This window comes from Streptomyces sp. NPDC005963 (genome assembly GCF_040638655.1).
Lineage (GTDB): Bacteria > Actinomycetota > Actinomycetes > Streptomycetales > Streptomycetaceae > Streptomyces.
Genome location: NZ_JBEXVD010000004.1, coordinates 359150 through 383655, shown reverse-complemented (window position 1 = coordinate 383655; position 24506 = coordinate 359150). Strand labels below are relative to the sequence as shown.

At 68.5% G+C, this 24506-nt stretch carries 22 protein-coding genes and 1 riboswitch; of the genes, 13 read left to right on the top strand and 9 right to left on the bottom strand.

The features are described from left to right. Positions 1–60: 60 nt before the first annotated feature. Positions 61–1035, top strand: a complete 975-nt coding sequence (locus tag ABZ348_RS09565; RefSeq protein ID WP_358931037.1) for a carbohydrate kinase family protein — start codon at positions 61–63, stop codon at positions 1033–1035. 720 nt (positions 1036–1755) lie between these two features. On the opposite strand, the gene ABZ348_RS09560 is transcribed toward ABZ348_RS09565, so the two are convergent. Beyond that, the gene (locus ABZ348_RS09560) at positions 1756–3273 is read right to left on the bottom strand and encodes an aminotransferase class V-fold PLP-dependent enzyme (protein WP_358931035.1); all 1518 of its coding nucleotides are present in this window, start codon (positions 3271–3273) and stop codon (positions 1756–1758) included. Between the two features lie 467 nt (positions 3274–3740). Here ABZ348_RS09560 and coxB point away from each other — a divergent pair, with 467 nt between their 5' ends. The 4 genes from coxB to ABZ348_RS09540 all read left to right on the top strand — a co-directional run bounded on the left by coxB (position 3741) and on the right by ABZ348_RS09540 (position 8196). Beyond that, positions 3741–4700, top strand: coding sequence for a cytochrome c oxidase subunit II (gene coxB / locus ABZ348_RS09555; RefSeq protein ID WP_358931033.1), 960 nt, complete (start codon positions 3741–3743; stop codon positions 4698–4700). Beyond that, complete coding sequence (ctaD, locus tag ABZ348_RS09550; RefSeq protein ID WP_329017621.1) at positions 4697–6433, top strand: cytochrome c oxidase subunit I; 1737 nt, start codon at positions 4697–4699, stop codon at positions 6431–6433. The genes coxB and ctaD overlap by 4 nt, the downstream gene beginning before the upstream one ends. Continuing rightward, on the top strand, positions 6430–6828 hold the full coding sequence (locus tag ABZ348_RS09545) for a cytochrome c oxidase subunit 4 (RefSeq protein WP_358931031.1): 399 nt from the start codon (positions 6430–6432) through the stop codon (positions 6826–6828). Before ctaD ends, ABZ348_RS09545 begins: the two co-directional genes overlap by 4 nt. Positions 6829–6948: 120 nt before the next feature. After that, positions 6949–8196 carry an Ig-like domain-containing protein gene (locus ABZ348_RS09540; protein ID WP_358931029.1) on the top strand — a complete coding sequence of 416 codons (1248 nt, stop codon included), beginning with the start codon at positions 6949–6951 and terminating at the stop codon, positions 8194–8196. A 70-nt stretch (positions 8197–8266) separates the two neighbouring features. Here the strand turns inward: ABZ348_RS09540 and ABZ348_RS09535 are convergent, their stop codons facing one another. Beyond that, positions 8267–8668, bottom strand: coding sequence for a hypothetical protein (locus ABZ348_RS09535; protein ID WP_358880090.1), 402 nt, complete (start codon positions 8666–8668; stop codon positions 8267–8269). A gap of 208 nt (positions 8669–8876) precedes the next feature. On the opposite strand from ABZ348_RS09535, the gene ABZ348_RS09530 reads away from it, so the two are divergent. From ABZ348_RS09530 to ABZ348_RS09505, 6 genes are all read left to right on the top strand, one after another. Beyond that, complete coding sequence (locus tag ABZ348_RS09530; RefSeq protein WP_250922800.1) at positions 8877–9494, top strand: heme-copper oxidase subunit III; 618 nt, start codon at positions 8877–8879, stop codon at positions 9492–9494. A gap of 89 nt (positions 9495–9583) precedes the next feature. Continuing rightward, positions 9584–10396 carry a c-type cytochrome gene (locus ABZ348_RS09525; RefSeq protein WP_358931027.1) on the top strand — a complete coding sequence of 271 codons (813 nt, stop codon included), beginning with the start codon at positions 9584–9586 and terminating at the stop codon, positions 10394–10396. Further along, positions 10393–11472: a Rieske 2Fe-2S domain-containing protein gene (locus tag ABZ348_RS09520; RefSeq protein WP_358931025.1), complete on the top strand. Its 1080-nt coding sequence runs from the start codon at positions 10393–10395 to the stop codon at positions 11470–11472. The genes ABZ348_RS09525 and ABZ348_RS09520 overlap by 4 nt, the downstream gene beginning before the upstream one ends. Continuing rightward, positions 11469–13109: a cytochrome bc complex cytochrome b subunit gene (locus tag ABZ348_RS09515; RefSeq protein WP_358931023.1), complete on the top strand. Its 1641-nt coding sequence runs from the start codon at positions 11469–11471 to the stop codon at positions 13107–13109. The genes ABZ348_RS09520 and ABZ348_RS09515 overlap by 4 nt, the downstream gene beginning before the upstream one ends. A 124-nt stretch (positions 13110–13233) precedes the next feature. Continuing rightward, entirely contained in the window at positions 13234–14298 is a 1065-nt protein-coding gene (gene trpD, locus ABZ348_RS09510) for an anthranilate phosphoribosyltransferase (RefSeq protein WP_358931021.1), read from the top strand. Between the two features lie 126 nt (positions 14299–14424). Beyond that, positions 14425–14542: riboswitch (SAM riboswitch) on the top strand. A 207-nt stretch (positions 14543–14749) separates the two neighbouring features. After that, positions 14750–16153: an aminotransferase class V-fold PLP-dependent enzyme gene (locus ABZ348_RS09505; RefSeq protein ID WP_358931019.1), complete on the top strand. Its 1404-nt coding sequence runs from the start codon at positions 14750–14752 to the stop codon at positions 16151–16153. Here the strand turns inward: ABZ348_RS09505 and ABZ348_RS09500 are convergent. The 7 genes from ABZ348_RS09500 to ABZ348_RS09470 form a co-directional block, all read right to left on the bottom strand. After that, positions 16096–17319, bottom strand: a complete 1224-nt coding sequence (locus tag ABZ348_RS09500) for a glycerate kinase (RefSeq protein ID WP_358931017.1) — start codon at positions 17317–17319, stop codon at positions 16096–16098. The genes ABZ348_RS09505 and ABZ348_RS09500 overlap by 58 nt on opposite strands. A gap of 35 nt (positions 17320–17354) precedes the next feature. Beyond that, the gene (locus ABZ348_RS09495) at positions 17355–18767 is read right to left on the bottom strand and encodes an SLC13 family permease (RefSeq protein ID WP_358931092.1); all 1413 of its coding nucleotides are present in this window, start codon (positions 18765–18767) and stop codon (positions 17355–17357) included. 223 nt (positions 18768–18990) lie between these two features. Then, positions 18991–19653, bottom strand: coding sequence for a response regulator transcription factor (locus ABZ348_RS09490; RefSeq protein ID WP_358931015.1), 663 nt, complete (start codon positions 19651–19653; stop codon positions 18991–18993). Beyond that, positions 19650–21110, bottom strand: coding sequence for an ATP-binding protein (locus tag ABZ348_RS09485; RefSeq protein WP_358931013.1), 1461 nt, complete (start codon positions 21108–21110; stop codon positions 19650–19652). Before ABZ348_RS09485 ends, ABZ348_RS09490 begins: the two co-directional genes overlap by 4 nt. Further along, positions 21100–21423 (bottom strand): small secreted hydrophilic protein, encoded by a 324-nt coding sequence (locus tag ABZ348_RS09480; RefSeq protein ID WP_358931011.1) that lies wholly within the window; start codon positions 21421–21423, stop codon positions 21100–21102. The genes ABZ348_RS09485 and ABZ348_RS09480 overlap by 11 nt, the downstream gene beginning before the upstream one ends. Before the next feature lie 129 nt (positions 21424–21552). After that, positions 21553–21834 carry an Lrp/AsnC ligand binding domain-containing protein gene (locus ABZ348_RS09475; protein WP_358931010.1) on the bottom strand — a complete coding sequence of 94 codons (282 nt, stop codon included), beginning with the start codon at positions 21832–21834 and terminating at the stop codon, positions 21553–21555. Next, positions 21831–22523: a rhomboid family intramembrane serine protease gene (locus tag ABZ348_RS09470; RefSeq protein ID WP_358931008.1), complete on the bottom strand. Its 693-nt coding sequence runs from the start codon at positions 22521–22523 to the stop codon at positions 21831–21833. The genes ABZ348_RS09475 and ABZ348_RS09470 overlap by 4 nt, the downstream gene beginning before the upstream one ends. A 257-nt stretch (positions 22524–22780) precedes the next feature. Here ABZ348_RS09470 and ABZ348_RS09465 point away from each other — a divergent pair, with 257 nt between their 5' ends. Together ABZ348_RS09465 and ABZ348_RS09460 are read left to right on the top strand one after the other, a co-directional pair. After that, on the top strand, positions 22781–23026 hold the full coding sequence (locus tag ABZ348_RS09465) for a hypothetical protein (protein WP_358931006.1): 246 nt from the start codon (positions 22781–22783) through the stop codon (positions 23024–23026). A gap of 42 nt (positions 23027–23068) precedes the next feature. Further along, positions 23069–24430 carry an NYN domain-containing protein gene (locus ABZ348_RS09460; RefSeq protein WP_358931004.1) on the top strand — a complete coding sequence of 454 codons (1362 nt, stop codon included), beginning with the start codon at positions 23069–23071 and terminating at the stop codon, positions 24428–24430. Positions 24431–24506: the final 76 nt, after the last annotated feature.

Sequence of the window (24506 nt, the reverse complement as noted above, 5' to 3'; positions counted from 1 at the left end):
GACCTCGTCGACCGGGTAGCGTTAAGCGTCAACGCCACCCCTCCACAGGAGCGCCTCGCCGTGCGAATCGCAGTCACCGGCTCCATCGCCACCGACCACCTCATGACCTTCCCCGGTCGTTTCGCCGATCAACTGGTCGCGGACCAGCTCCACACGGTCTCCCTCTCCTTCTTGGTGGACACCCTCAACGTCCGCCGCGGCGGAGTCGCCGCCAACATCTGCTTCGGCATGGGGCAGCTCGGAACCGCACCCATCCTCGTCGGCGCGGCCGGGGCGGACTTCGACGAGTACCGCGCCTGGCTGGACCGCCACGGGGTGGACACCGGTTCCGTACGGATCTCCGAGGTGCTGCACACGGCCCGGTTTGTCTGCACCACCGACGCCGACCACAACCAGATCGGCTCCTTCTACACCGGTGCCATGAGCGAGGCGCGGCTGATCGAGCTCAAGTCCGTCGCCGACCGGGTGGGCGGTCTCGACCTTGCCCTCATCGGAGCGGACGACCCCGAGGCGATGCTCCGACACACCGAAGAGTGCCGCTCCCGGAACATCCCCTTCGCGGCCGACTTCTCCCAGCAGATCGCCCGGATGAACGGCGACGAGATCCGGATACTGCTGGACGGCGCCACCTACCTCTTCTCCAACGAGTACGAGAAGGGTCTGATCGAGTCCAAGACGGGCTGGAACGACGACGAGATCCTCTCCCGCGTCGGCCACCGGATCACCACCCTCGGCGCCCGCGGCGTACGCATCGAGCGCGCGGGTGACGACCCGATCGAGGTGGGCTGCCCGCAGGAAGAGGCGAAGGTCGACCCGACGGGCGTCGGGGACGCCTTCCGCGCCGGATTCCTCTCCGGGCTCTCGTGGGGCGTCGACCTTGAGCGGGCTGCACAGGTGGGCTGCATGTTGGCGACGCTGGTCATCGAGACCCTGGGCACCCAGGAGTACACACTGCGCCGGGCGCACTTCATGGACCGCTTCACCAAGACGTACGGCGACGAGGCCGGCACCGAGGTCAAGACCTACCTGGCCTAACCCACCCACCCCACCTTCAATACCCCCGCCCCGGCCCGTGCATCAGGCCGGGGCGGAGGTCCCGAAGCCCTGGTGGGTGAGTGTTCCAGGGCGCACTGTGTCTCTTCCGTACCTCTGCTCGTGGATCGGGCCGAGGACCCCGATACCTGTCGGCCGGCATTCTGGGGGGCGCGAACCCCGGTCTCTCTTCCGTACCCCTGCTCGTGGATCGGGCCGAGGACCCCTGAGCCCCTTGGCTGGTGTTCTGGGGGCGCGAGCCCCTGTCTCTCTTCCGAACCTGCACCTGCGGATCGGGTCGAGGGCCCCGTACCTGTTGGCTGGTGTTCTGGGGGCGCGCAGGGGGTGTCCCCGGAAGCGTTGGCGGCATCCAGAGCTGACGCCTACGGATCAGCCGCTGGCCGCCGACGCTGAGGAGTCACGCCCGAAAGCACCCCCACCACCCGCACCCCACCCCCAACCCGCACCCGGCCCCCCAAAACCCCCCACACCCCCAAACCCGAGCAAACCCAGCCCGTCCGGCGCTTGAGGACGGAACCCCCAGCCCCCCAAGGCTGAGCTCAAGGAACGGGCCCCGCCCGGAACAAGCGAAGGGACTCGTACCCCAGCCCCAGGCGAGGGCACAGCCCCGGCAAGCGCAGCCCGTCCGGCGCTTGAGGACAGAACCCCCAGCCCCCCAAGGCAGAACCCCACGAACAAGCTCCACCCCAAAAGCAGCCCCCCTCACACCACCCGCCTCACCCCATACCCCACCCCTCCTTCCCACCCCTCCACTTCCTCCTCACCCAGGTACTCCTGCCCCCGCATCGCACACCACGCCGGAATGTCCAGGCGCGCCGCCTCGTCGTCGGAGAGGACCCGCACCACCCCGCCGATGTGGACGTCCCCGATCACCTTCGCCAGTTCGATGACGGGAATCGGACAGAGCTTCCCCAGTGCGTCCAGAACCAGGACCTCGGTACCCCCGGCTTCCGCCCCGGACGCTGCTTCCGCCTCGGACCCGGACGCCACCCCCGCGCCGAGCGCCTCCCGAGCCCCCGCTGCCGCCCCTGCCGACGCCGGAACAGACGCCGGCGCCCCCAGCCGTTCGCGTACGGACGACACCACCGTCGGCAGGACGTCCAGGAAATGTTCCACGTCGGACGCCGCGGTCCCGGGGGGCAGTGAGACCCGGACGTTCCCCTCGCTGAGCACTCCCATGGCCCGCAGCACATGGCTCGGGGTGAGCGTGCTCGACGTGCACGAGGAGCCGGAGGAGACGGAGAACCCGGCCCGGTCCAGTTCGTGGAGCAGGGCCTCCCCGTCCACGTACAGACAGGAGAACGTCACCAGGTGGGGGAGGCGTCGTACCGGATCGCCCACCACCTCGACGTCGGCCACCACCTCGGGCACCCGGGTGCGGATGAGGTCCACCAGGCCTCGGAGGCGTACCGCTTCCGCCGCGGCCTCGGCACGGACGGCACGCAGTGATGCGGCGGCGGCCACGATCGCGGGAAGGTTCTCGAAACCGGGGGAGCGCCCCGACTCCCGTTCGTCCGCCGGCACTCCGGGTGCGAACCGGACCCCCTTGCGTACGGCGAGCAGTCCGACCCCGGCGGGCCCGCCCCACTTGTGGGCGCTCGCGGTGAGCAGCGACCAGCCTTCGGGCACCGGCCCCCACCCGAGGGACTGCGCGGCGTCCACCAGCAGCGGTACGCCGGCCGCACGACACGCGTCGGCGACTTCGCGCACGGGCTGTTCGGTGCCGACCTCGTGGTTGGCGGACTGAAGACAGGCCAGGGCGGTGCCTTCGCCCACCCCTCCGGTGGAGGCCCCCACGGACTCTCCGACGCGCTCCCCGCCACGCTCCCCCGCGAGTTCCGCGACGAAGGCGGCGACGTCCACCCGCCCGTGACGGTCCACGGGGACGGTGACCGCTGACTCCCCGGCCGCGTGGAGCACGGAGGAGTGCTCCACCGCGGAGACGACCACCCGGCTTCCGGTGCGCCGCCGCCCCGCCGTGGCTCCGGCGATCCCCAGGTGCACCGCATGGGTCCCCGATGGGGTGAAGGTCAACTCGTCCGGGCGGCATCCGACGGCTTCGGCCGCCGCTTCGCGCGCGGCGTCGAGCAGCAGACGTGCGCGGCGGCCTTCGCGGTAGAGCCGGGCGGGGTCCGCCCAGCCCTCGTCCAGTGATGCTTGGAGGGCCTGTCGGGCCACGGGGTGCAAAGGCGCGGAGGAAGCGGCGTCGAAGTAGGGCACCCGGCCACGCTAACCCGCCTCGCTTCCCGTCCTTCCGAACCCTCCGTCGTCTGGAAGGGCGTCAGATCTCCGTCGGTCGGGCCGACTCGGCAACCACGACGCGACCACGCCCACGCCCATGACGCGCCCACGCCCACGACGCGACCATGACACGCCCACGACATACGAGCACCGAGCGATGTGGACTCCGATCCTCCGGAGCTGATTCCGGTGACGCCCTCCGAATGTGAAACCGGCTCTGGATTCCGCAGCGATTCCCGTCGAAATCCGCGCGATATGCAGGGGGATTCCATCCCTTCGGGGTGTCGGACGGCGCGTTGGGCACCCTCCCCGCGCGACCCCAAATAGCGTCCAGTAGGGTTTGGTCCGCATAAACATCCAAACCCCTGCCCGCGTCAGGGCCGGCGACCGACCAGCGAGACGGCCGCAGCCGGTAGCGCGGGCCGAGACTCTCGGGAAGGCGCTACGTGAGTCCCAACGGCTCCGACCGCTCGTCGCGGCGCCCGATGCGGCGGAAGCTGCCGCAGGTGCTGACTGCGGGCCTAATCCTGGCGACCGCCACCGGTTGTACATACAAGGATTTCCCCCGCCTTGGTATGCCCACTCCGGTAACGGAAGAGGCGCCGATCATTCTCTCCCTCTGGCAGGGCTCGTGGGCGGCAGCGCTCGTCACGGGCGTGCTGGTGTGGGGTCTGATCTTGTGGAGTGTGATCTTCCACCGGCGTACCCGCACCAAGGTAGAGGTACCGCCCCAGACCCGGTACAACATGCCGATCGAGGCCCTGTACACGGTGGTCCCGCTCATCATCGTTTCGGTGCTCTTCTACTTCACCGCACGTGACGAGTCCAAGCTTCTCTCCCTCTCGGACAAGCCGGCCCACACGATCAACGTGGTCGGCTACCAGTGGAGCTGGGGCTTCAACTACATCGAGGATGTGGACGGCTCCCAGGGCGACGCTAAGACCGAAAAGAACCTGGAGGGGATTCCGGACAAGTTCCGCAATCAGTTCCCGGCCAATGCGGGCGGCGTGTACGACGCCGGCATCCCAGGTACGCGGAACCCCCAGACCGGTAACCCCGGCCCGACACTGTGGCTCCCCAAGGGAGAGAAGGTCCGCTTCGTGCTGACCTCCCGCGATGTCATCCACTCCTTCTGGGTCGTCCCCTTCCTCTTCAAGCAGGATGTGATCCCGGGACACACCAACGTCTTCGAAGTGACCCCCACGCAAGAGGGCACGTTCCTGGGCAAGTGCGCCGAGCTCTGTGGTGTCGACCACTCCCGGATGCTCTTCAACGTCAAGGTCGTCTCCCCCGAGCGCTACCAGCAGCACCTCAAGGAGCTTGCCGAGAAGGGGCAGACCGGTTACCTCCCGTCGGGCATTGAGCAGTCGACCCCGGCCAAGAACTCGGAGAAGAAGCAACTGTGAGCATCCTCAACGAATCCCAGGGTGCCGCCGCAGCTGACGACTCGTACGAGAACGAGCTGCCGGTACGGCGCAAGCAGCCCGGCAACGTCGTGGTGAAGTGGCTGACGACCACCGACCACAAGACCATCGGTACGCTCTACCTGGTCACCTCGTTCGTGTTCTTCTGCATCGGTGGCCTGATGGCGCTCTTCATGCGCGCCGAGCTGGCCCGTCCGGGCACGCAGATCATGTCGAACGAGCAGTTCAACCAGGCGTTCACGATGCACGGCACGATCATGCTGCTGATGTTCGCGACGCCGCTGTTCGCCGGATTCGCGAACTGGATCATGCCGCTTCAGATCGGCGCGCCCGACGTGGCGTTCCCGCGGTTGAACATGTTCGCCTACTGGCTCTACCTGTTCGGCTCCATCATCGCGGTGGCCGGCTTCCTCACCCCCCAGGGTGCGGCGGACTTCGGTTGGTTCGCCTACTCCCCGCTGTCGGACGCGGTCCGTTCGCCGGGCGTGGGCGCCGATATGTGGATCATGGGCCTGGCCTTCTCCGGCTTCGGCACGATCCTCGGTTCGGTCAACTTCATCACCACGATCATCTGCATGCGTGCCCCCGGCATGACCATGTTCCGGATGCCGATCTTCACCTGGAATGTGCTGCTGACCGGTGTGCTGGTCCTGCTCGCCTTCCCGGTCCTCGCCGCCGCGCTGTTCGCGCTGGAGGCGGATCGGAAGTTCGGGGCGCACATCTTCGATTCGGCCAACGGCGGAGCGTTGCTGTGGCAACACCTCTTCTGGTTCTTCGGCCATCCAGAGGTGTACATCATCGCCCTACCGTTCTTCGGCATCGTCTCGGAGATCATCCCGGTCTTCAGCCGCAAGCCGATGTTCGGTTACATGGGCCTGGTGGCCGCGACCATCGCCATCGCCGGTCTGTCGGTGACGGTGTGGGCGCACCACATGTACGTCACGGGCGGTGTGCTCCTACCGTTCTTCTCCTTCATGACCTTCCTGATCGCGGTACCGACCGGTGTGAAGTTCTTCAACTGGATCGGCACCATGTGGAAGGGGTCGCTGTCCTTCGAGACACCGATGCTCTGGACGATCGGCTTCCTGATCACCTTCACCTTCGGTGGTCTGACCGGTGTCATCCTGGCGTCGCCCCCGATGGACTTCCACGTGTCCGACTCGTACTTCGTCGTCGCGCACTTCCACTACGTCGTCTTCGGCACCGTGGTCTTCGCGATGTTCGCCGGGTTCCACTTCTGGTGGCCGAAGTTCACGGGCAAGATGCTCGACGAGCGGCTCGGAAAGATCACTTTCTGGACGTTGTTCATCGGATTCCACGGCACGTTCCTGGTGCAGCACTGGCTGGGTACGGAAGGTATGCCGCGGCGTTATGCGGACTATCTCGACGCCGACGGTTTCACCGCGTTGAACACCATCTCCACGATCAGTTCATTCGTGCTCGGCGCGTCGGTCCTTCCGTTCATCTACAACGTCTGGAAGACCGCCAAGTTCGGCAAGAAGATCGAGGTCGACGACCCGTGGGGCTACGGGCGTTCGCTGGAATGGGCTACTTCCTGCCCGCCCCCGCGACACAACTTCCTCACGCTTCCGCGCATCCGCTCCGAATCACCGGCCTTCGATCTGCACCACCCCGAGATCGCGCTGGTCGACCAGCTCGAAAACCGCGGTGAAGTCGACCAGGCCATCACCGATGGAAGGGAGGCCGCCAAGTGAAGATCCAGGGAAAGATGTTCCTCTGGCTGAGCGTCTTCATCCTCGCCGTGGCCGTCCTCTACGGCGTGTGGTCGAAGGAGCCTGCCGGTACGACCGCGCTCTTCCTTGCCTTCGGGCTGAGCGTGATGATCGGCTACTACCTGGCGTTCACGGCCCGGCGTGTGGACGCCATGGCCCAGGACGACAAGGAAGCCGACATCGCGGACGAGTCCGGCGAGGTCGGGTTCTTCGCCCCGCACAGCTGGCAGCCGCTCTCGCTGGCCATCGGTGGAGCGCTCGCGTTCCTCGGTGTGGCGGTCGGTTGGTGGCTGCTCTACTTCTCGGTCCCGATCATCCTCGTCGGCCTGTTCGGCTGGGTGTTCGAGTACTACCGCGGTGAGAACCAGAACCAGTAACACAGCGTCAGCGCATTACGGCCGGGCCCGGCTTTCCCGTCACTCGAACGGGGAAGCCGGGCCCGCCCATTTGGAGGCGTTCGGCGCGCCGTGGTGGACGGACCTTCTTAGCGTGTGGTTATGAACCAGACGCCCCGCACCCGCACCACCCTTCGCTGCACCCTTCTGGTCGTCTCCCTGGGGGCGGTCGCGATCGCGTGTGGCTTCTCCGACCCGAGCCCGCTGACCGGAAAGCCCTTCGACGCGGCCGAGCAGATCACGTTCAACACGCCCGCGGACAGCCGCAAGGCGAACCCTGACAAGCCGCTGGAGATCAACGTCAAGGGCGACGAGGGGCGGATCACGGACGTGACCGTCGTCGACGACTCGGGGCACCACCTCGGCGGTGAGCTGTCCGCCGACGGCAGCCGCTGGCGCTCCACGGGCGCACTGTCGGCGGGTGTGAAGTACACCGCACGGGTGGCCACGGAGGACTCCGAGGGCGCACCGGGCAGTCGTACCCTCGCCTTTGAGACATCACCCGCACAGCGCAAGCTGACGGTCGCCTTCGGCCCGGAGGCGGGCACCTACGGCGTGGGTCAGCCCATCACCGCCGAGTTGAGCCTTCCGGTCAAGGACAAGGCGGCCCGTGCGGTCATCGAACGGGCGCTCAAGATTGACTCAAAGCCGGCCGTCGACGGCGCCTGGCACTGGGTCGACGACCAGAAGCTCCACTTCCGGCCCAAGGACTACTGGCCGGCCGGGACCAGCGTCACCGCCGCCAGCAACCTCCAGGGCGTGAAGGTCGCCAACAGCCTCTACGGGGGCGCGTCCAAGGCGCTGAAGATCTCCATCGGGGACCGCATCGAGGCCATCACCGACGCCTCGTCCCACCACATGACGGTCAAGCGCAACGGAGAAGTGATCAACACCATTCCGGTGACCACGGGCAAGCCGGGATTCTCCACGCGCAACGGCGTCAAGGTCGTGCTCGGCAAGGAGTACTTCGTCCGGATGCGGGGCACGAGCGTCGGGATCTACGGCGACGAGGGGTACGACCTGCCCGTGTACTACGCCACTCGGGTCACGTGGAGCGGCGAGTATGTGCACGCCGCTCCGTGGTCGGTCGGATCACACGGGTACGCCAACGTCAGCCATGGCTGCACCGGCATGTCCACGGGCAACGCAGCCTGGTTCTACGAGACCGTCCGCGAGGGCGACATCGTCCAGGTCATCAACAGCTACGGCGACGACATGGACCCGTTCGGCAACGGCTTCGGGGACTGGAACCTGTCCTGGGCCGACTGGCGCCAGGGCAGCGCCCTCGTGGCCGGGACCCGGGACGGCAGCAATCCCGTCGATGCGGCACGGCTGCGTCCCCAGGTATAGGTCGCGTCCGACACTCCCGGCCCCACCGACTCCCGCGGGGAGTTGCGGCGCAGGAGCCCCAGGAGGCCCCTCACGCCTCTACTGCGAGCCTCTCACGCAGAAGTGAGGCCAGTGCACTCGCGAAGTCCACGGGGTCCACAGGCAGCGTCACAGCGGCTTCGGCGCGGCTCCAGGTCGCCAGCCAGGCGTCCTGCGGGCGCCCGATGAGGACCAGGACCGGCGGGCAGTCGAAGATCTCGTCCTTGATCTGGCGGCACACGCCCATGCCGCCCGCCGGCACGGTCTCGCCGTCCAACACGCAGACGTCGATCCCGCCCTGGTCGAGCCGCTTGAGGACGGCCGGCAGGGTTGCGCACTCGATGAACTCAACCGGGGGAACATCGGCCGCGGGCCTGCGGCCGGCGGCCAGCCGCACCTGTTCGCGGGTGTTGGCGTCATCGCTGTAGACCAGCACGGTGGCGGTCGGCTGCATCGTTCCTCCGCGTCGCTTGGATCGGGCTGTGGAGTCCGTTGCCGGACCCCTCGTTGGATCAGGTACCGATGGGCCGGATGGTACTCGCTCCAACTCCGTGCAAACAGCGGTTCGGACACTGCGACGATCGGCCGTTCGGGCAGCGCAGCGGGTACTGACACACCGAACGGCACCCCCGGGAGTGAGGGCGGGATAAGCGACCGACATAATGTCGGTCGTGGCGACAGCAACGACAGTAGAAACCGGGCACGCGCACCCGTCGGTCAATCGGCCGAACCTCACCAGCGTCGGAACCATCATCTGGTTGAGTTCCGAGCTGATGTTCTTCGCGGCCCTCTTCGCGATGTACTTCACCTTGCGCTCGGTAACGGGTGCCGAGTTCTGGTCCGAGAAGGCCGACCTTCTGAACTTCCCGTTCTCGGCGACGAACACCACGATCCTGGTGCTCTCTTCTCTCACGTGCCAGCTCGGCGTATTCGCCGCCGAGCGCGGAGATGTGAAGAAGCTGCGCAGCTGGTTCGTGATCACGTTCATCATGGGCGCGATCTTCGTCGGCGGTCAGGTGTACGAATACACCGAACTGGTCCAGCACGGGCTCTCGCTCTCGTCGGACCCGTACGGCTCGGTGTTCTACCTGACCACCGGCTTCCACGGACTGCATGTGACGGGCGGACTGATCGCCTTCCTGCTGGTCCTGGGCCGTACCTACGCGGCCAGGAGATTCACCCATGAGCAGGCAACCGCCGCCATCGTCGTGTCCTACTACTGGCACTTCGTCGATGTCGTCTGGATCGGCCTCTTCGCCACGATCTACTTGATCAAGTAACGGCGCGGGCGACACTGCCGGACGCAGAAGCCCGAAGCAGACACAGTCCAGAAGCATCGACGCAGAAAATCCTGACACCGGGGTAATCCGTGAAAAAGCTCTCCGCACGACGACGCCATCCGCTGGCGGCGGTCGTCGTCCTACTCCTCGCGCTGGCGGCCACCGGGGGGCTGTACGCCGCGTTCGCGCCTGCGGACAAGGCGCAGGCCGATGAAACCTCCCAGTCCCTCGCCATCGAGGAGGGCAAGAAGCTCTACACCGTTGGCTGCGCCAGCTGCCACGGAACCGGCGGTCAGGGCACCACTGACGGCCCGAGCCTCGTCGGTGTCGGCTCAGCCGCCGTCGACTTCCAGGTCGCGACCGGCCGCATGCCGGCCCAGCAGCCCGGCGCGCAGGTGCCGAAGAAGAAGAACGTCTACACGCAGGCCCAGATCGACCAGCTGGCCGCGTACGTAGCCTCGTTCGGGGCCGGTCCGATCACCCCCACCGAGAAGCAGTACAGCGCCAAGGGCGCTGACATCGCCAACGGTGGCGACCTCTTCCGCACGAACTGCGCCCAGTGCCACAACTTCACCGGCAAGGGCGGCGCGCTGACCGACGGCAAGTACGCCCCCACCCTGGAGGGCGTGAGCGCCAAGCACATCTACGAGGCCATGCAGACCGGCCCGCAGAACATGCCCTCCTTCCCGGACGGGGTCCTGCCCCAGAAGGAGAAGCAGGACGTCATCGCTTACGTCGAGGCCATGAACGACCCCGACAAGGCGTCCAGCCCTGGTGGTCTCTCGCTGGGTGGGCTCGGCCCCGTCAGTGAGGGCCTGTTCGCCTGGGTCTTCGGACTGGGTGCGTTGATCGCAGTTGCCGTTTGGGTCGCGGCCCACACCGCTAAGGCCAAGAAGTCATGAGTAGCCAAGACATTCCAGAAGAGAACCTGCCGCAAGAGCAGGGCGCTGCGCACGGCGCAGGGGGGCACGGGAACACCGCCGTAGCCCAGCGCGCGGACGACAATCCGTTCGCCGATCCGGGACTGCCGGCCCACAAGCCGCGCATACAGGACATCGACGAGCGGGCCGCCAAGCGGTCCGAGCGCGCCGTAGCACTGATGTTCACGCTCTCGATGCTGTCGACAGTCGCCTTCATCGCGTGCTTCGTGATCTTCCCCGTGGACAAGCTCGTCTACATCTGGCCGTTCGGCCGGGTGAGCGCGCTGAACTTCTCGCTCGGCCTCACGCTCGGCGCGGCGCTCTTCTTCATCGGAGCGGGCGCGGTCCACTGGGCCCGTACCCTGATGTCCGATCAGGAAGTCGCCGACGAGCGGCACCCGATCGCGGCGTCCCCCGAGGTCAAGGCCCAGGTCCTGGCCGACTGGGCGGCGGGCAACGAAGAGTCCGGCTTCGGCCGGCGCAAGCTGATCCGCAACACGATGTTCGGTGCGATGGCGCTGGTGCCGCTCTCCGGAGTGGTGCTGCTGCGTGACCTCGGTCCGCTGCCGGAGAAGAAGCTCCGCACCACGTTGTGGGCCAAGGGCAAGCAGCTCATCAACATGAACACGATGGAGCCGCTGCGGCCCGAGGACATCACGGTCGGTTCGCTGGTCTTCGCCATGCCCGAGGGTCTCCAGATGGACGACCACGATTTCCAGAAGGAGATCGCCAAGGCGGCCCTGATGATCGTCCGGATCCGTCCTGACGACATCAAGGACAAGCGCGAGCTGGAGTGGTCGCACGAGGGCATCGTCGCCTTCTCGAAGATCTGTACGCACGTCGGCTGCCCGATCAGCCTCTACGAGCAGCAGACCCACCACGTGCTCTGCCCGTGCCACCAGTCCACCTTCGACCTCGCCGACGGAGCCCGAGTGATCTTCGGCCCTGCCGGTCACCCCCTCCCGCAGTTGCGGATCGGTGTGAACACCGAGGGCAACCTCGAAGCACTCGACGGCTTCACGGAGCCGGTCGGACCTTCCTTCTGGGAGCGCGGATGAGCACCACGACAGAGTCCAAGGGCGCTGACAACCAGCGCAAGGCCCCGGCGGGCGAGCGCGTCGCCGACTGGGCGGACGGCCGGCTCGGGATCTACTCCCTGGCCAAGGCCAACATGCGCAAGATCTTCCCGGACCACTGGTCCTTCATGCTCGGTGAGATCTGCCTCTACAGCTTCGTCATCATCATCCTCACGGGTGTGTATCTGACGCTGTTCTTCCACCCGTCGATGAACGAGATCGTCTACCACGGCAGCTATGTGCCGATGCAGGGCGTGCGGATGTCGGAGGCATACGCCTCCACGCTGGACATCAGCTTCGACGTCCGCGGTGGTCTGCTGATCCGCCAGATGCACCACTGGGCCGCGCTGATCTTCGTCGCGGCGATGATGGTCCACATGATGCGCGTCTTCTTCACGGGCGCGTACCGCAAGCCGCGTGAGATCAACTGGCTGTTCGGCTTCCTGCTGCTCGTCCTCGGCATGTTCACCGGTTTCACCGGTTACTCGCTGCCGGACGACCTGCTCTCCGGCACCGGTGTCCGCTTCACCCAGGGCGCCATCCTGTCCGTACCGGTCGTCGGCACGTACATCTCGATGTTCCTGTTCGGCGGGGAGTTCCCAGGTCACGACTTTGTGGCCCGGTTCTACTCGATCCACATCCTGCTGCTACCCGGCATCATGCTCGGACTGCTCGTGGGCCACTTGATCCTCGTCGTGTACCACAAGCACACCCAGTACGCGGGTCCCGGCCGGACCGAGAAGAACGTCGTCGGCATGCCGCTGCTGCCCGTCTACATGGCGAAGGCCGGAGGCTTCTTCTTCCTGGTCTTCGGTGTGATCTCGGCGGTCGCCGCGGTGGCGACGCTCAACCCGATCTGGGCACTCGGCCCCTACCGTGCCGACCTGGTCTCCACCGGAGCCCAACCGGACTGGTACATGGGCTTCGCCGAAGGTCTGGTCCGAGTGATGCCCGGCTGGGAGATCAACGCCTGGGGCCACACACTGGCGCTCGGCGTGATGGTTCCGCTGCTGGTCTTCCCACTCGTACTGGGCGCGATCGCGCTGTATCCGTTCATCGAGTCGTGGGTCACCGGCGACAAGCGCGAGCACCACATCCTGGACCGTCCGCGCAACACGCCGACCCGCACCGGCTTCGGCGTGGCCTGGCTGACGGCGTACTTCATCATGCTCATCGGTGGCGGCAACGACATCGTGGCCACGCACTTCAACCTGTCGATCAACACGATCACCTGGTTCGTCCGGATCTTCTTCTTCGTCGGACCGGTCCTCGCGTTCATCGCCACGAAGCGCATCTGTCTCGGTCTTCAGCGCCGCGACCGCGACAAGGTGCTGCACGGTCGGGAGACCGGCATCATCAAGCGCCTGCCGCACGGTGAGTTCATCGAGGTGCACGAGCCGCTCAGCCAGGGCCAGCTGTACACGCTCACCTCGCACGAGCAGTACGAGCCCCTGGACGCCGGCCCGACGGTCGACGAGAACGGCGTCGAGCGCAAGGTCGGCCCGACCCAGCGGCTCAAGGTCAGCCTCAGCAAGGGCTTCTACGGCGAGGGGAACCAGATCCCGAAGCCGACCGCCGAGGAGTACAAGGAGATCACGAGCGGCCACGGCCACCACTGATCATCCGCATCTGTTGATCGCCACAGCAGGAGCCCCGTCCAATGATTGGACGGGGCTCTTTGCCGTTCCCGGCGCTGGATAGGGTGGGTCGTATCCATTCAGCCCGTGGACCCTGGAGCGGACCATGAACGTTGTGACCCCGGTTGGCGGCGACAGCGTGGCGGACCTCTCCTGGCCCGTCGTGCTGAACGCCCTCCTCGACAACCGTGACCTCAGTGCCCGCGCCACCGCCTGGGCCATGGACCGCATCCTCAGCGGCGAGGCCACCCATGTGCAGATCGCCGGCCTCGCGGTCGCCCTGCGCGCCAAGGGCGAGACCGTCGAGGAGATCTCCGGCCTCGTGCGGACCATGTACGAGCACGCCCATCTCATCGAGGTGCCCGGCCCGTGCGTCGACATCGTCGGCACCGGCGGCGATGGCGCCAAGACGGTGAACATCTCCACCATGTCCGCGATTGTCGTCGCGGGCGCCGGGGTCAAGGTCGTCAAGCACGGCAACCGCGCGGCGTCGAGCGCCTCCGGGGCCTCGGACGTCCTGGAGAAGCTCGGGGTGAACCTGGAGCTGACCCCGCAGCGCGTCGCGGAGGTCGCCGAGGAGGCGGGCATCACCTTCTGCTTCGCGGTGAAGTTCCACCCGGCCCTGCGGCACGTCGGCGTGGCCCGCAAGGAACTCGGTATCCGTACGGTGTTCAACTTCCTGGGGCCCTTGACCAACCCCGCGCGGGTGATGGCCCAGGCCACCGGGGTCGCGGACGCCCGGATGGCTCCGATCATGGCCGGGGTGCTCGCCGAGCGCGGTGCGTCGGCGCTGGTGTTCCGCGGCGACGACGGCCTCGACGAACTGACGACGACCGCCACGTCCCGCGTCTGGGTGGTCCGGGACGGATCGGTCCACGAGGAGCGTTTCGACCCGCGGGACATCGGCATCGACCTGGTGCCGGTGGAGGCCCTGCGCGGTGCGGACGCCTCGTACAACGCGGATGTGGCCCGACGGCTGCTCAACGGCGAGACGGGTCCGATCCGGGATGCGGTCCTACTGAACTCCGCGGCGGCGCTGGTGGCGCAGTCGCCGGAGGAGGGGACGCTCAACGACCGGTTGGCGGCCGGGGTCGCCCGGGCGGCCGAGTCCATCGACTCCGGGGCCGCTCGTGCCGCGTTGGAGCGCTGGGTGGCCGCCAGCAACGGCTGAGACGGTGCTTCGCCCGGTGGGCGTGTCGGGAGCCCCGGCACGCCCCCACGGTGGCAACCTCCCCCGGGGCGTCCGGAATGCGGAACGGGTTGCGGTATCGCGAGACACTGGCATACCGTCTTCTCAGGTCATGAGTGACAGCGATTACGGCCCCGGCCCGCTGTCCGGCAACCCTCCGTCCGTGGCGGGGTGCCCCGGGTGAAGACCAGGCCGTGGGCAGCGAGGCCCGCGGCAAGCGCGGACCCCTGCGAACCCTGGGGTCCTGGTCCTCAAGGGAGCAGTCTCGTGAGCAAGCGAATGCGATAGGGCTCTTCGCCCCTCCTTCAGCACACCCTCCACGCGGCCACACCCGCGTGCTCTGAGGCAATCCCCGTACGACGAGGGCCCCTTCGCCCTGCCCGCGTACGGGTCATGAAGACATTCAGCCTGTCATCACCGGGGAGATTCCGTCATGTCCGCACGCCCGAACACCGCTGTCGCCGCTGCCACTTCCGCCACGGACACCGATCCCGCCTGTGCCGCCCCGCTCCCCGTGCTCGGACGGGACGTGACCGTTCCCCTCGTCACCGGGGGTGAAGTCACCTACGCCGCACTCGACTACGCCGCCAGCGCCCCCGCCCTCCAGCGCGTCTGGGACGACGTCGCCGCCTATGCGCCGTACTACGGCAGCGTCCACCGCGGCGCCGGATACCTCTCCCAACTCTCCACCGATCTGTTCGAGAACAGCCGCCGGACGGTCGCGGAGTTCCTCGACTGCCGCAGCGCCGACCAGGTCGTGTTCACCCGCTCCACCACCGACTCGCTCAACCTCCTCGCCTCCTGCCTGCCCGCCGACTGCCAGGTCTTCGTCTTCGAGACCGAGCACCACGCCTCGCTGCTGCCGTGGCAGGACGCACAGGTCACCTACCTCAACGCGCCCCGCACTCCCGACGAGGCCGTCGCCACCCTGGAGCGGGCCCTCGCCGACCGCGATCCCTACGGGCCCGCGCTGGTCTGCGTCACCGGGGCGTCCAATGTCACCGGTGAGCTCTGGCCGGTACGCGAGCTGACCGCAGCGGCCCACGCCCACGGTGCCCGGATCGTCCTCGACGCCGCCCAACTCGCCCCCCACCACCGTGTCTCCGTGAGCGAACTGGACGTGGACTGGGTCGCCTTCTCGGGCCACAAGCTCTACGCGCCCTTCGGCTCGGGCGTGCTCGCAGGTCGCGCCGACTGGCTCCAGGACGCCGAGCCCTACCTCGCGGGCGGCGGCGCGTCCCGGCAGGTCGCGCGCCGAGCGGACGGCGGAGTCGACGTCGAGTGGCACACCACCGCCGCCCGGCACGAGGCCGGCTCACCGAACGTGATCGGCGTCTACGCCATCGCCTCCGCCTGCAAGGCCCTCAGCGAAGAGGGCTTCGACCGCCTCGTCGCCCGGGAGCAGCGCCTCGTCGCCACGGTCCGCGCGGGTCTCGCCGAGGTGCCCGAGGTCAAGGTGCTCTCCCTGTTCGGGGACGAGGCGCCGCGGGTGGGCGTGATCTCCTTCGTCGTCCAGGGCTGGAACAGCTCCCACTTCGCCGCCGCGCTCTCCGCCGAGTACGGCATCGGGGTGCGCGACGGACTCTTCTGCGCGCATCCGCTGGTCCGCACCCTGCTGGGCAGCACCCCGCAGGAGCCGGGGGAGTGCGGCGCACCGGACGAGACCCCCGGCTCGTTGAACGCGATCCGGGTCAGCTTCGGCGCCGGCACCCCCGACGAGCACGTGGAGCGGTTCGTCGGAGCCGTCAAGGAACTCGTGCGCGACGGCGCCCGCTGGAACTACCGCACCGAGGACGGCCGCTGCGTTCCCGACAGGACCACCGCCCCCTCCGTCTGACCGTCGACGCCCGCCGACAGACGCGTCCCGATCAGTACCATCCGCAGGGCGCGTTCGGTGGCGTCGGTGAGGAACTCGCCGCCGCGGCCGAGCGCCTCCGTCAGACTGACCGGTGCCGGCAGGATGGAGCCGTACGCGTCGACGCCCACCGAACGCACCTGGTGTGCGCCCTCGCCGATGGTGCCGGCCAGGGCCAGCACTTCACGTCCGTACCGCTTGGCGCGCCTGGCGACCTCGGCCGGGACCTTGCCGCGCGGGGTCTGGTGGTCCAGTGCGCCTTCCGCGGTGATCACCAGATCGGCCCGGGCCAACCGCTCGTCGAGGTCGAGTTGGTCCAGGAGCACGTCGAAGCGGGGCAGGAGCCGGGCGCCCAGGGCGGCGAGCCCGGCGCCGAGCCCGCCGGAGGCTCCCGTGCCCGGTCCGCCGAAGAGGTCGTCCCGTACCCGGAAGTCACGGGTGAGGACGGTCGCCCAGTGCTCCAGACCGGCCGACAACTGCTCCACCTGTGTGGGGGTGGCGCCCTTCTGCGGGCCGAAGACGCGGGCGACGCCGCGCTCCCCGCAGAGCACGTTGAAGGGATTGCAGGCGACCCGGATCTCGGTGGCGGCCAGGCGCGGATCGAGCGCCGAGGTGTCGATCCGGTCGAGGCGGGCCAGTTCCCGGCCGCCGAGGGGGAGTTCCCTGCCGTCGACGTCGAGCAGCCGCGCCCCCAGGGCCTGGAGCGCGCCCGCGCCGCCGTCGCAGGTGCCGGAGTCCCCGCAGCCGACGAGGATGCGGCGGGCGCCCGTGTCGAGGGCGGCTCGGATCAACTCCCCGACGCCATAGGTGGTGGTGGCCCCGGGATCACGCAGATCACGCGGTACGAGGGAGAGTCCGGCGACGGCCGCCATCTCCACCACGGCCGTGCCCTCTCCGTCTCCGAGCAGGGCGAAGTGCGTCCCGATGCGCTCGCCCGTGGGTCCGGTTGCGGTCAGCCGCACCAGCCGCCCGCCCGACGAGGACGCCAGCGCCTCGGCGGTGCCCTCACCCCCGTCGACCAGCGGTATCAGATCGATCTCCGCATGGGGGACGACCCGGCGCACACCCGCCGCGATGGCGGTCGCTGCGGACTGGGCGGAGAGGGATTCCTTGAAGCCGCTGGGGGCGATGGCGAATCGGATCAACATGGGTGGCACTCCTTGAGGGTGAGGGCGAGGGTGCGTCAGCGGACCGGCACGCCGAGGAGCGGCCAGACGGCGACGGCGAAGAGGAGCACGAGGGCCGCGGTCATCGGCGCCAGCACGGCGGACATCCGCAGCAGGTCACGCGGGGTGTAGGTGGGGATGCCCGGGATCTCGGCGAAGAGGGTCACGGGCTTGGCCGATGCGGGCAGGGTGTGGCAGAAGCCCGCAGCGGCGGTGGAGGCGAGGGCCGCGGCCACCGGGTTGACGCCCGCCCCGATGGCGGCGGCGACCACCAGCGGCACCAGTACCGACGACCGGGCCGACCGGGATTGGAGCACCAGGTGCGCCAGTGTGGACACGGCCACCACGACGGCCAGGAACAGCCACGGAGGCAGGTCCAGGGGCACCCCGGAGACCAGCCACTGCGCGGCTCCGGAGTCGGCGAGCGCCAGACCCATGGCCATGGTCGCGGCCATGAACAGCAGCAGGGCCCACGGCACCGTCTTCAGGGCGTCCTTGAGCCGTACGGTGCCCAGCGCGGGGGAGGCGGCGACGACCGCGCCGATCAGGGCGACGACGGCGGGCGGCACGCGGTGGAGCGGCTCGCTGCACCACAGGGCGACGACGGTGGCCAACAGGACGGCGCACCGGGTCTCGGCCGCTTCCCACGGGCCGGTGACGGGTCGGTCGCTGTGTTCCTGGATCTCGTCGGCGGTGATGTGCACGGGCCCCTTGCGATCGGCGCGCCGGGTCGTGGTGAACAGGACGACCTCGGCCGCCAGATGGGAGGAGACGACGGCCAGGGGCAGTCCGAGCAGCAGCCATTCGGTGAAGCCGATGCGTTCGCCCGCGGCCTCCCACAGGACCGACACCGTGATCAGGTGGGCGCCGGCGCCGATCAGCGTGGCGACGGCGGACAACAGGATGACGGTGGGGAAGAGGAGCGCCAACATGACCACCAGGCGCTTGCGTTCCTGGAGCGCCTTGGCGAGCGCCAGGAAGACGGGCATGGCGAGCGCGGCCCGTCCCGAGGTCGCCGGCACGGCGAAGGCGGTGACCACGAGGGCTGCGGTCGTCAGGTGCACCAACTGCCGTACGCTGCGGGCCCCGCCGACCAGGAACGCCGCGGCCCGCCCGGCGAGCCCGGTCCTGGCCACGGCAGCGGCCAGGACGAAGGCGCAGATCAGCAGCCAGACCGTGTCGTCGCCCAGGGTGCCGAAGAGGGCATCGCTGGAGATCACGCCGGTGGCGGTGAGCGCGAGACCCGCGCCGAGGGCGATGTAGGTGTCGTCGATCGGGGTGCCGATCCAGGCGCAGGTCGCCAGGGCGAACACGGCGAGCGTGATGCGGGCGTCGCCGCTGAGCTCCGGGAAGTTGCCGGGCACGACGAGCAGGGCGCAGATGCTCAGGGCCACGCAGAGGGTTGCCGCTTGGCGCAGGTTCAGGGTCACGTCATCGAGACTCCGCCCGTGCGGTGAGCGCTTCATGAGCCCTTCATGAAAGGAACTTCACGGAGCGCCTCTCCTGACAGGATGCAGAAATGTGCAGGTCAGAAGAGTTCTCGGGTGGGGCGGGCGGGGCGTGCCGCGCTTGGAGGGGGGCGTGTGCCGCAGGCGGTGAACAGCACGAAGGGCACCCCGTCGGGGCGGGGTGCCCGGTGGGTGGCTGCGCCGGCTACTCCGGCAGTCGGTAGCCCATGCCGCGTACCGTCTCCACCCGGTCGGCGCCGAGCTTCTTGCGCAGCGCACGGACGTAGACGTCGACGATGTTGGAGCCCGGGTCGAAGTCGTAGCCCCAGACGTGGGACAGGATCTGTTCCCGGGACAGCACCTGTCCCGGGTGGCGCAGGAAGAGTTCCAGCAGGACGAACTCCCGGGCCGTCAGATCCACCAGCCGTTCGCCGGAACGTGCTCTGCGGGTGCGCAGGTCGAGGGTGAGTTCGCCGTTGCGCAGTACGGTCACCTCGGGGGCCCTGGCCGCCGTGCGCAGCCGGAGCCGGACCCGGGCCAGGAGTTCCTCGAACCTGAACGGCTTGGTCATCCAGTCGTCGGCGCCGCCTTCGAGGCCGGCCACCGTGTCGCGTACGGAGTCCCTCGCGGTGAGCACGATGACCGGTACCGACACCCGGGCCTCGCGGAGTTGGCGCAGCACGGTGAACCCGTCCTTGCCGGGCAGGCCGATGTCCAGGATGACGAGGTCGAAACCGCCGGTGATGGCGTAGTCGTAGGCGGCTTCCCCGTCGCCGACGACGCTGGTGGTGAATCCGTTGGCCCGCAGGCCCTTTTCGACGAAGGACGCGATGCGCTCCTCGTCCTCGACGATGAGGATGCGGTTCATCTGACGGCCTCCTTCAAGTCCTTCACTTCCCTCAGTTCGTGGAGCACGAGGACGAAGGTCGCCCCGCCGCCCTCGGTGGGGCGCAGTTCGACCCGGCCGCCGTGGCCCTCCGCTATGGCCTTCACGATGGCGAGGCCGAGTCCGGCGCCGGTGGCGCGCGATCCGCGACGGGCCGTGCCGCGGCGGAACCGTTCGAAGATCACTTCATGGTCCTGGGGCTGGACCCCGGGGCCGGTGTCGGCGACGTAGAGTTCGATGCCGTCCGCGCGGGCGCGCGAACCGATGCTCACGCGCTGCCCGGGGACGGTGTGCTGGACCGCGTTCTGGGCGAGTTGGACCATGGCCTGGGTGATCCGCTGCGAGTCCAAGTAGCCTTCGGCGTCCACCGTTCCGGCGAGCTTCCAGTCCCGGTCCCCGAGCGCGCGGGCCTTGACGAACACATCGGCGGTCAGCTCGCCGAGCTGGACCGGTTCGGGGGAGACGAAGTCGGGCCGTTCGGCCTTGGCGAGCAGGAGCAGGTCCTCCACGATCCGGCTCATCCGCTCCAACTCCTCCATCACGATCCGTACGGTCTCCTCCCGTTCGGCCGGATCGTCGCCCATCAGCTCCAGATGCCCGCGGACGATGGTGATGGGGGTGCGCAGTTCGTGTCCGGCGTCGTCGACGAACTCGCGTTGCGCGGCGAACGCCCGCTCCAGCCGGTCCAGCATGGCGTTGAAGGTCTCGGCGAGCGCCGCTATGTCGTCGCGGCCCTGGACGGGTATCCGCTGGGTCAGGTCCTGTTCGGTGAGTTGCGCGGCGGTCGTCCGCACCAGCCGTACCGGGCGCAGTATCCGGCCGGCGACCACCCAGCCGATGCCCGTGGTCATCAGCAGTGCCACCGAGGAGATGGCGATCAGCATGGTGAAGACGTTGCCGGCCTTCTGCTGCTCGCCCTCGGGGTGGAAGGCCACGACGAACGCGGCCGGTGGGAAGCCGGCGCTCGCACCGATCTCGACCTTCGCCCAGCGCACCTCGCCCTGTCGTCGGTGGAGGGTGCCGGTGGCTTTGGAGGACTCGAAGACGGTGGTCAGCGAGCGCGGGTCCTCAGCCAGGGGGTGGTCCACCCGTCCCTCCCGGAACTGCATCTTCCGGGCCGGTGACTGGCCGTCGCGGCCGACCAGGCCCAGCAGTTCCTCGTCGGGGTCGGCGTACTGGCGCTCCAGGAAGAGTTTCAGGAGCGGTTCGGGATCGGTGAACCGCTGGCCGGTCAGCGGGTCGACGCCGTTGCGCGCGAGATTGGCGAACTCCTCCGCCTCCTGCGCGAGCAGATTGTCGATCCGGTGGTCCACGTCCCGCAGGAGGACGGAGCGGGTGGCGGCGGCGACCGCGGTCAGTGCCACCGCCATGACGACGATCAGCCAGAGGAGGATGCGCAGCCGGGCGGAGACCCAGGGGCGTCCGGAATCAGCCGTCATCACCGAAGTCGTCGCCGCCCGGGCCGTCGTCACCCTGCCCGCCCTGCTCATTGCCGTCGTCCTGGTTGTCGTCGCCCGAGGGGCTCCGGCTGACCGTGGGGCTCTCGCCGACCGGAGGCGGCGAGACCGTCTCGTCACTGGGGGCCGAGGGGGCGGTGGGGGGAGGCGCCGACGGGGAACCGCTCTCCAGCTCCACCTTCGGCGGTGCCTTGCGGTCGTCGGGGTTGTCCGTGAGGGCGTAGCTGGTCACCGCGATACCGAGGGGTATCGCGACGACTGCGGCGAGGGTCGCCAGGCGATGCGAGAAGACCATGATGTCGATGGTGGCGCCCCGCAAGTGGCCTCCGGATGAGGCGCAGATGAAGAATTCTTCATACGGGGTGCGGCTTGTCCGTCGTTGTGAGTGGCGGGCGTCGGTGCTCGGGAGTGTCGGGGTGGCGGCTCAGGCGTCCAGGCCGATGGCGAAGGCCGCTTCGAGGTCGTGCTGCGAGTAGGTACGGAACGCCACGTGGGTGTCGGTCGCCTCGACGCCTTCGATCTTGCTGATGCGGCCCGGGATCACATCCGCGAGATCGTCGTGGCGGGCGACCCGGACCATGGCGATCAGGTCGTAGGTGCCGGTGACGGAGAAGACCTCGCTGACGCTCTCCAGGGCGGCGATCGACTCGGCGATCTCCGGGATGCGGTCCACACTGGTCTTGATGAGCACGATCGCGGTGATCACGGTTGGCTGTCTCCCTCGGCGGCCGTGGTTTGGGTCTTCACTCTAGCCCGGCGCCCATAGCGCACCCAGGCGTAGCAGAAGCCGGTGCCGAAGCCGACGACGTGCGCGAGGTAGGCCACCCCGGGTCCGCCCGTGCCCGCCCCGGAGGCCGCCAGCCATTGCAGGGCGAACCAGAAGACCAGCACGATCCAGGCGGGGAAGCGCAGGGGCAGGAAGAAGAGGAAGGGGAACAGGCTCGTGACCCTGGCCTTCGGAAAGAGGAACAGGAAGGCGCCGAGGACGCCGGAGATCGCCCCGGAGGCTCCGACGAGGGTCTGGTCGGAGTCGGCATTGGTGACCGCATAGGCACAGAGCGCGAGGTAGCCGGTGGCCGTGTAGAAGACGGCGAACCCGATCGCCCCCATGCGTTCCTCGGTCATCGCGCCGAAGACATAGAGGAACAGCATGTTGCCGAGCAGATGCAGCCAGTTGCCGTGGACGAAGAGCGCCGTGAAGGGCGTCAGCAGTGCGCCGGAGGCACCCGTCATCAGTTCGGCGGGGATGACCCCCCACCTTTCGAAGTACGCGGCCTGCGCGGCGAGCAGCGCGTCCCCCGTCCCGTACGAGGCATTGACCCCGGATACGGGACTGACGAGGAAGACCGCACAGCAGACGGCGATCACCCCATGCGTCACCGTGGGCCCTGTCATGACACCCCGGATCGTCCTGAGGGTCACCCCCCGCCAATCGATCACGGACAGATCATGGCGTAGTGGTCGTGAACGGTACAGAGTGCCTCGCCGTGTCCCGGGGTAGGCGCGAGGCCATAGAGTGACAGGGAGTACACCCGCAGTTCGACGGCGCACCGCGGACCTCGCTTCCGTACCTGGAAATCCGAGACGGGACCATGGAGTCTCACACCAGTCTCAGCGAAGCCCAGTGAAGTCTGAGAGACAAGGACGGCACGATGACGACGACGGTTCCCCTGCCGACGGCCGGTACCCGCTGGCGCTGCACCCTCTGCGGCAATCTCACCCGCTTCGATGTCACCCGTTCCTCCAAGGTCGTCGAATACGTCCATCTGGATCTCGCCGGGGAGCCCACGGTCGAGGAGCGCCAGGTGCTCAGTGAGACCATCGAGTCCGTGCGCTGCCGCTGGTGCAACGCCGTGGACGAGATCGAACTCGTGGACAGGCCGGGTACCGGCTCCTGACGGGAGCGGGCGCGGCGCAGCAGGATAATGGGGTGACGGACCGTGGAGCAGCCTGATAGTGGCGCCGAACCGGCCTCCGCGGCCGGTGGCGCCGCCGAGGCGCTCGACCGACCGTTGCCGGAAGGCGTACGACGCCGGGTCGTGGCCCTGGTGTCGGACGCCTTCGGTGGTCTCACGGTGGGTGAGCTCCCCGCCCAATTGAGACAGTACGTGCGCTTCACCCCGTCCCGGCGCGCCAAGTTCGCCGGCAACGCCATGGCGGCAGCCCTGGAGAGCGACCCCGTCTTCCGGCAGCGCATCGGCGAACGGTTGACCGCGGCCCAACCCGAACTGTGCGCGGCCCTCACGGCCGGCTCGCCGCCCGCCGCCGCCGATCCGCTGGACGTGGCCGCAGCAGCCTACGTGCTGCGCCCCACCGGCTGGGTCAAGCTGGTCGCCGCGGCCGGCGAGGAGGCCCAGCGGGCCGATGCTGAGCGCGCCGACGAGGCGGGACGCCAGGAGCTGGAGCGGCTGCGCGAGGAGTTGACCGAGGCGCGGGCCCTGACCAAGAGCGAAACCGAGCGGCTGCGCACCGAACTCGAAGCGGCCCGCAAGGAGGCCGAATCGCTGCGCCGCAAGGTGCGGAGCGCCCAGAGCGACATCAAGCGGGGCGAGGCGGCCCTGCGGCAGGCGGGCGCCGAGATGGAGACCATCCGTACGGAGGCGACGGCCCAGGTGTCGGCCGCCGAGTCCGAGGCCCGCCGGTTGCGGGGGCGGCTGGGCGAGGCGGAGGCGGCCGTGGAGGCTGCCAGACGCGCCGCCAGGGAAGGCCGGTCGGTCGAGGACATGCGGCTGCGGCTGCTGCTGGACACCGTTCTGGAAGCGGCCCAGGGCCTGCGTCGGGAACTCGCCCTGCCACCGGCGTCCGTGCATCCCGCAGATCTGGTGGACGCGGTGGAGCCCGGCCGGATGTCACCCAAGGACATCGCCGCGCGTGCGCTGTCGGAGTCCGATCCGGCACTCCTGGACCAACTGCTGGCCCTGCCCCAGGCGCATCTGGTGGTGGACGGCTACAACGTCACCAAGACCGGCTACCCCACCATGCCGCTGGAGAAGCAGCGGCTGCGGCTGTTGGGGGGCCTTTCGGTGCTCGCCGCGCAGTCCGGTGCGGAGATCACCTGTGTCTTCGACGGCGCGGAGTTGGCTGCGCCGGTGCTGCTGGCGCCTCCGCGGGGGGTGCGGGTGCTGTTCTCGAAGGCGGGTGTCACGGCCGATGAGCTGATCCGTCAGCTGGTGCGCGCGGAGCCGCCGGGGCGGCCGGTGGTGGTGGTCTCCACGGACCGCGAGGTCGCCGATGGCGTGGCCAAGTCGGGAGCCCGCCCGGTGGCCTCCGCGATGTTGTTGAAGCGGCTCTCCCGCGTCTGAGTGATGCGTCCCTCGACGGGACCGTAATGATCACTTCAGTATGACAATCTTAGGCAATGTCAACTTGGGCGAAGTA

Coding starts and splice junctions, on each gene's coding strand:
- trpD (WP_358931021.1), top strand. CDS start 13,234: ATGAACGTTGTGACCCCGGTTGGCGGCGACAGCGTGGCGGACCTCTCC.
- ABZ348_RS09505 (WP_358931019.1), top strand. CDS start 14,750: ATGTCCGCACGCCCGAACACCGCTGTCGCCGCTGCCACTTCCGCCACG.
- ABZ348_RS09500 (WP_358931017.1), bottom strand. CDS start 17,319: ATGTTGATCCGATTCGCCATCGCCCCCAGCGGCTTCAAGGAATCCCTC.
- ABZ348_RS09535 (WP_358880090.1), bottom strand. CDS start 8,668: ATGCAGCCGACCGCCACCGTGCTGGTCTACAGCGATGACGCCAACACC.
- ABZ348_RS09540 (WP_358931029.1), top strand. CDS start 6,949: ATGAACCAGACGCCCCGCACCCGCACCACCCTTCGCTGCACCCTTCTG.
- ABZ348_RS09480 (WP_358931011.1), bottom strand. CDS start 21,423: ATGGTCTTCTCGCATCGCCTGGCGACCCTCGCCGCAGTCGTCGCGATA.
- ABZ348_RS09485 (WP_358931013.1), bottom strand. CDS start 21,110: ATGACGGCTGATTCCGGACGCCCCTGGGTCTCCGCCCGGCTGCGCATC.
- ABZ348_RS09490 (WP_358931015.1), bottom strand. CDS start 19,653: ATGAACCGCATCCTCATCGTCGAGGACGAGGAGCGCATCGCGTCCTTC.
- ABZ348_RS09530 (WP_250922800.1), top strand. CDS start 8,877: ATGTCGGTCGTGGCGACAGCAACGACAGTAGAAACCGGGCACGCGCAC.
- ABZ348_RS09470 (WP_358931008.1), bottom strand. CDS start 22,523: ATGACAGGGCCCACGGTGACGCATGGGGTGATCGCCGTCTGCTGTGCG.
- ABZ348_RS09465 (WP_358931006.1), top strand. CDS start 22,781: ATGACGACGACGGTTCCCCTGCCGACGGCCGGTACCCGCTGGCGCTGC.
- ABZ348_RS09515 (WP_358931023.1), top strand. CDS start 11,469: ATGAGCACCACGACAGAGTCCAAGGGCGCTGACAACCAGCGCAAGGCC.
- ABZ348_RS09520 (WP_358931025.1), top strand. CDS start 10,393: ATGAGTAGCCAAGACATTCCAGAAGAGAACCTGCCGCAAGAGCAGGGC.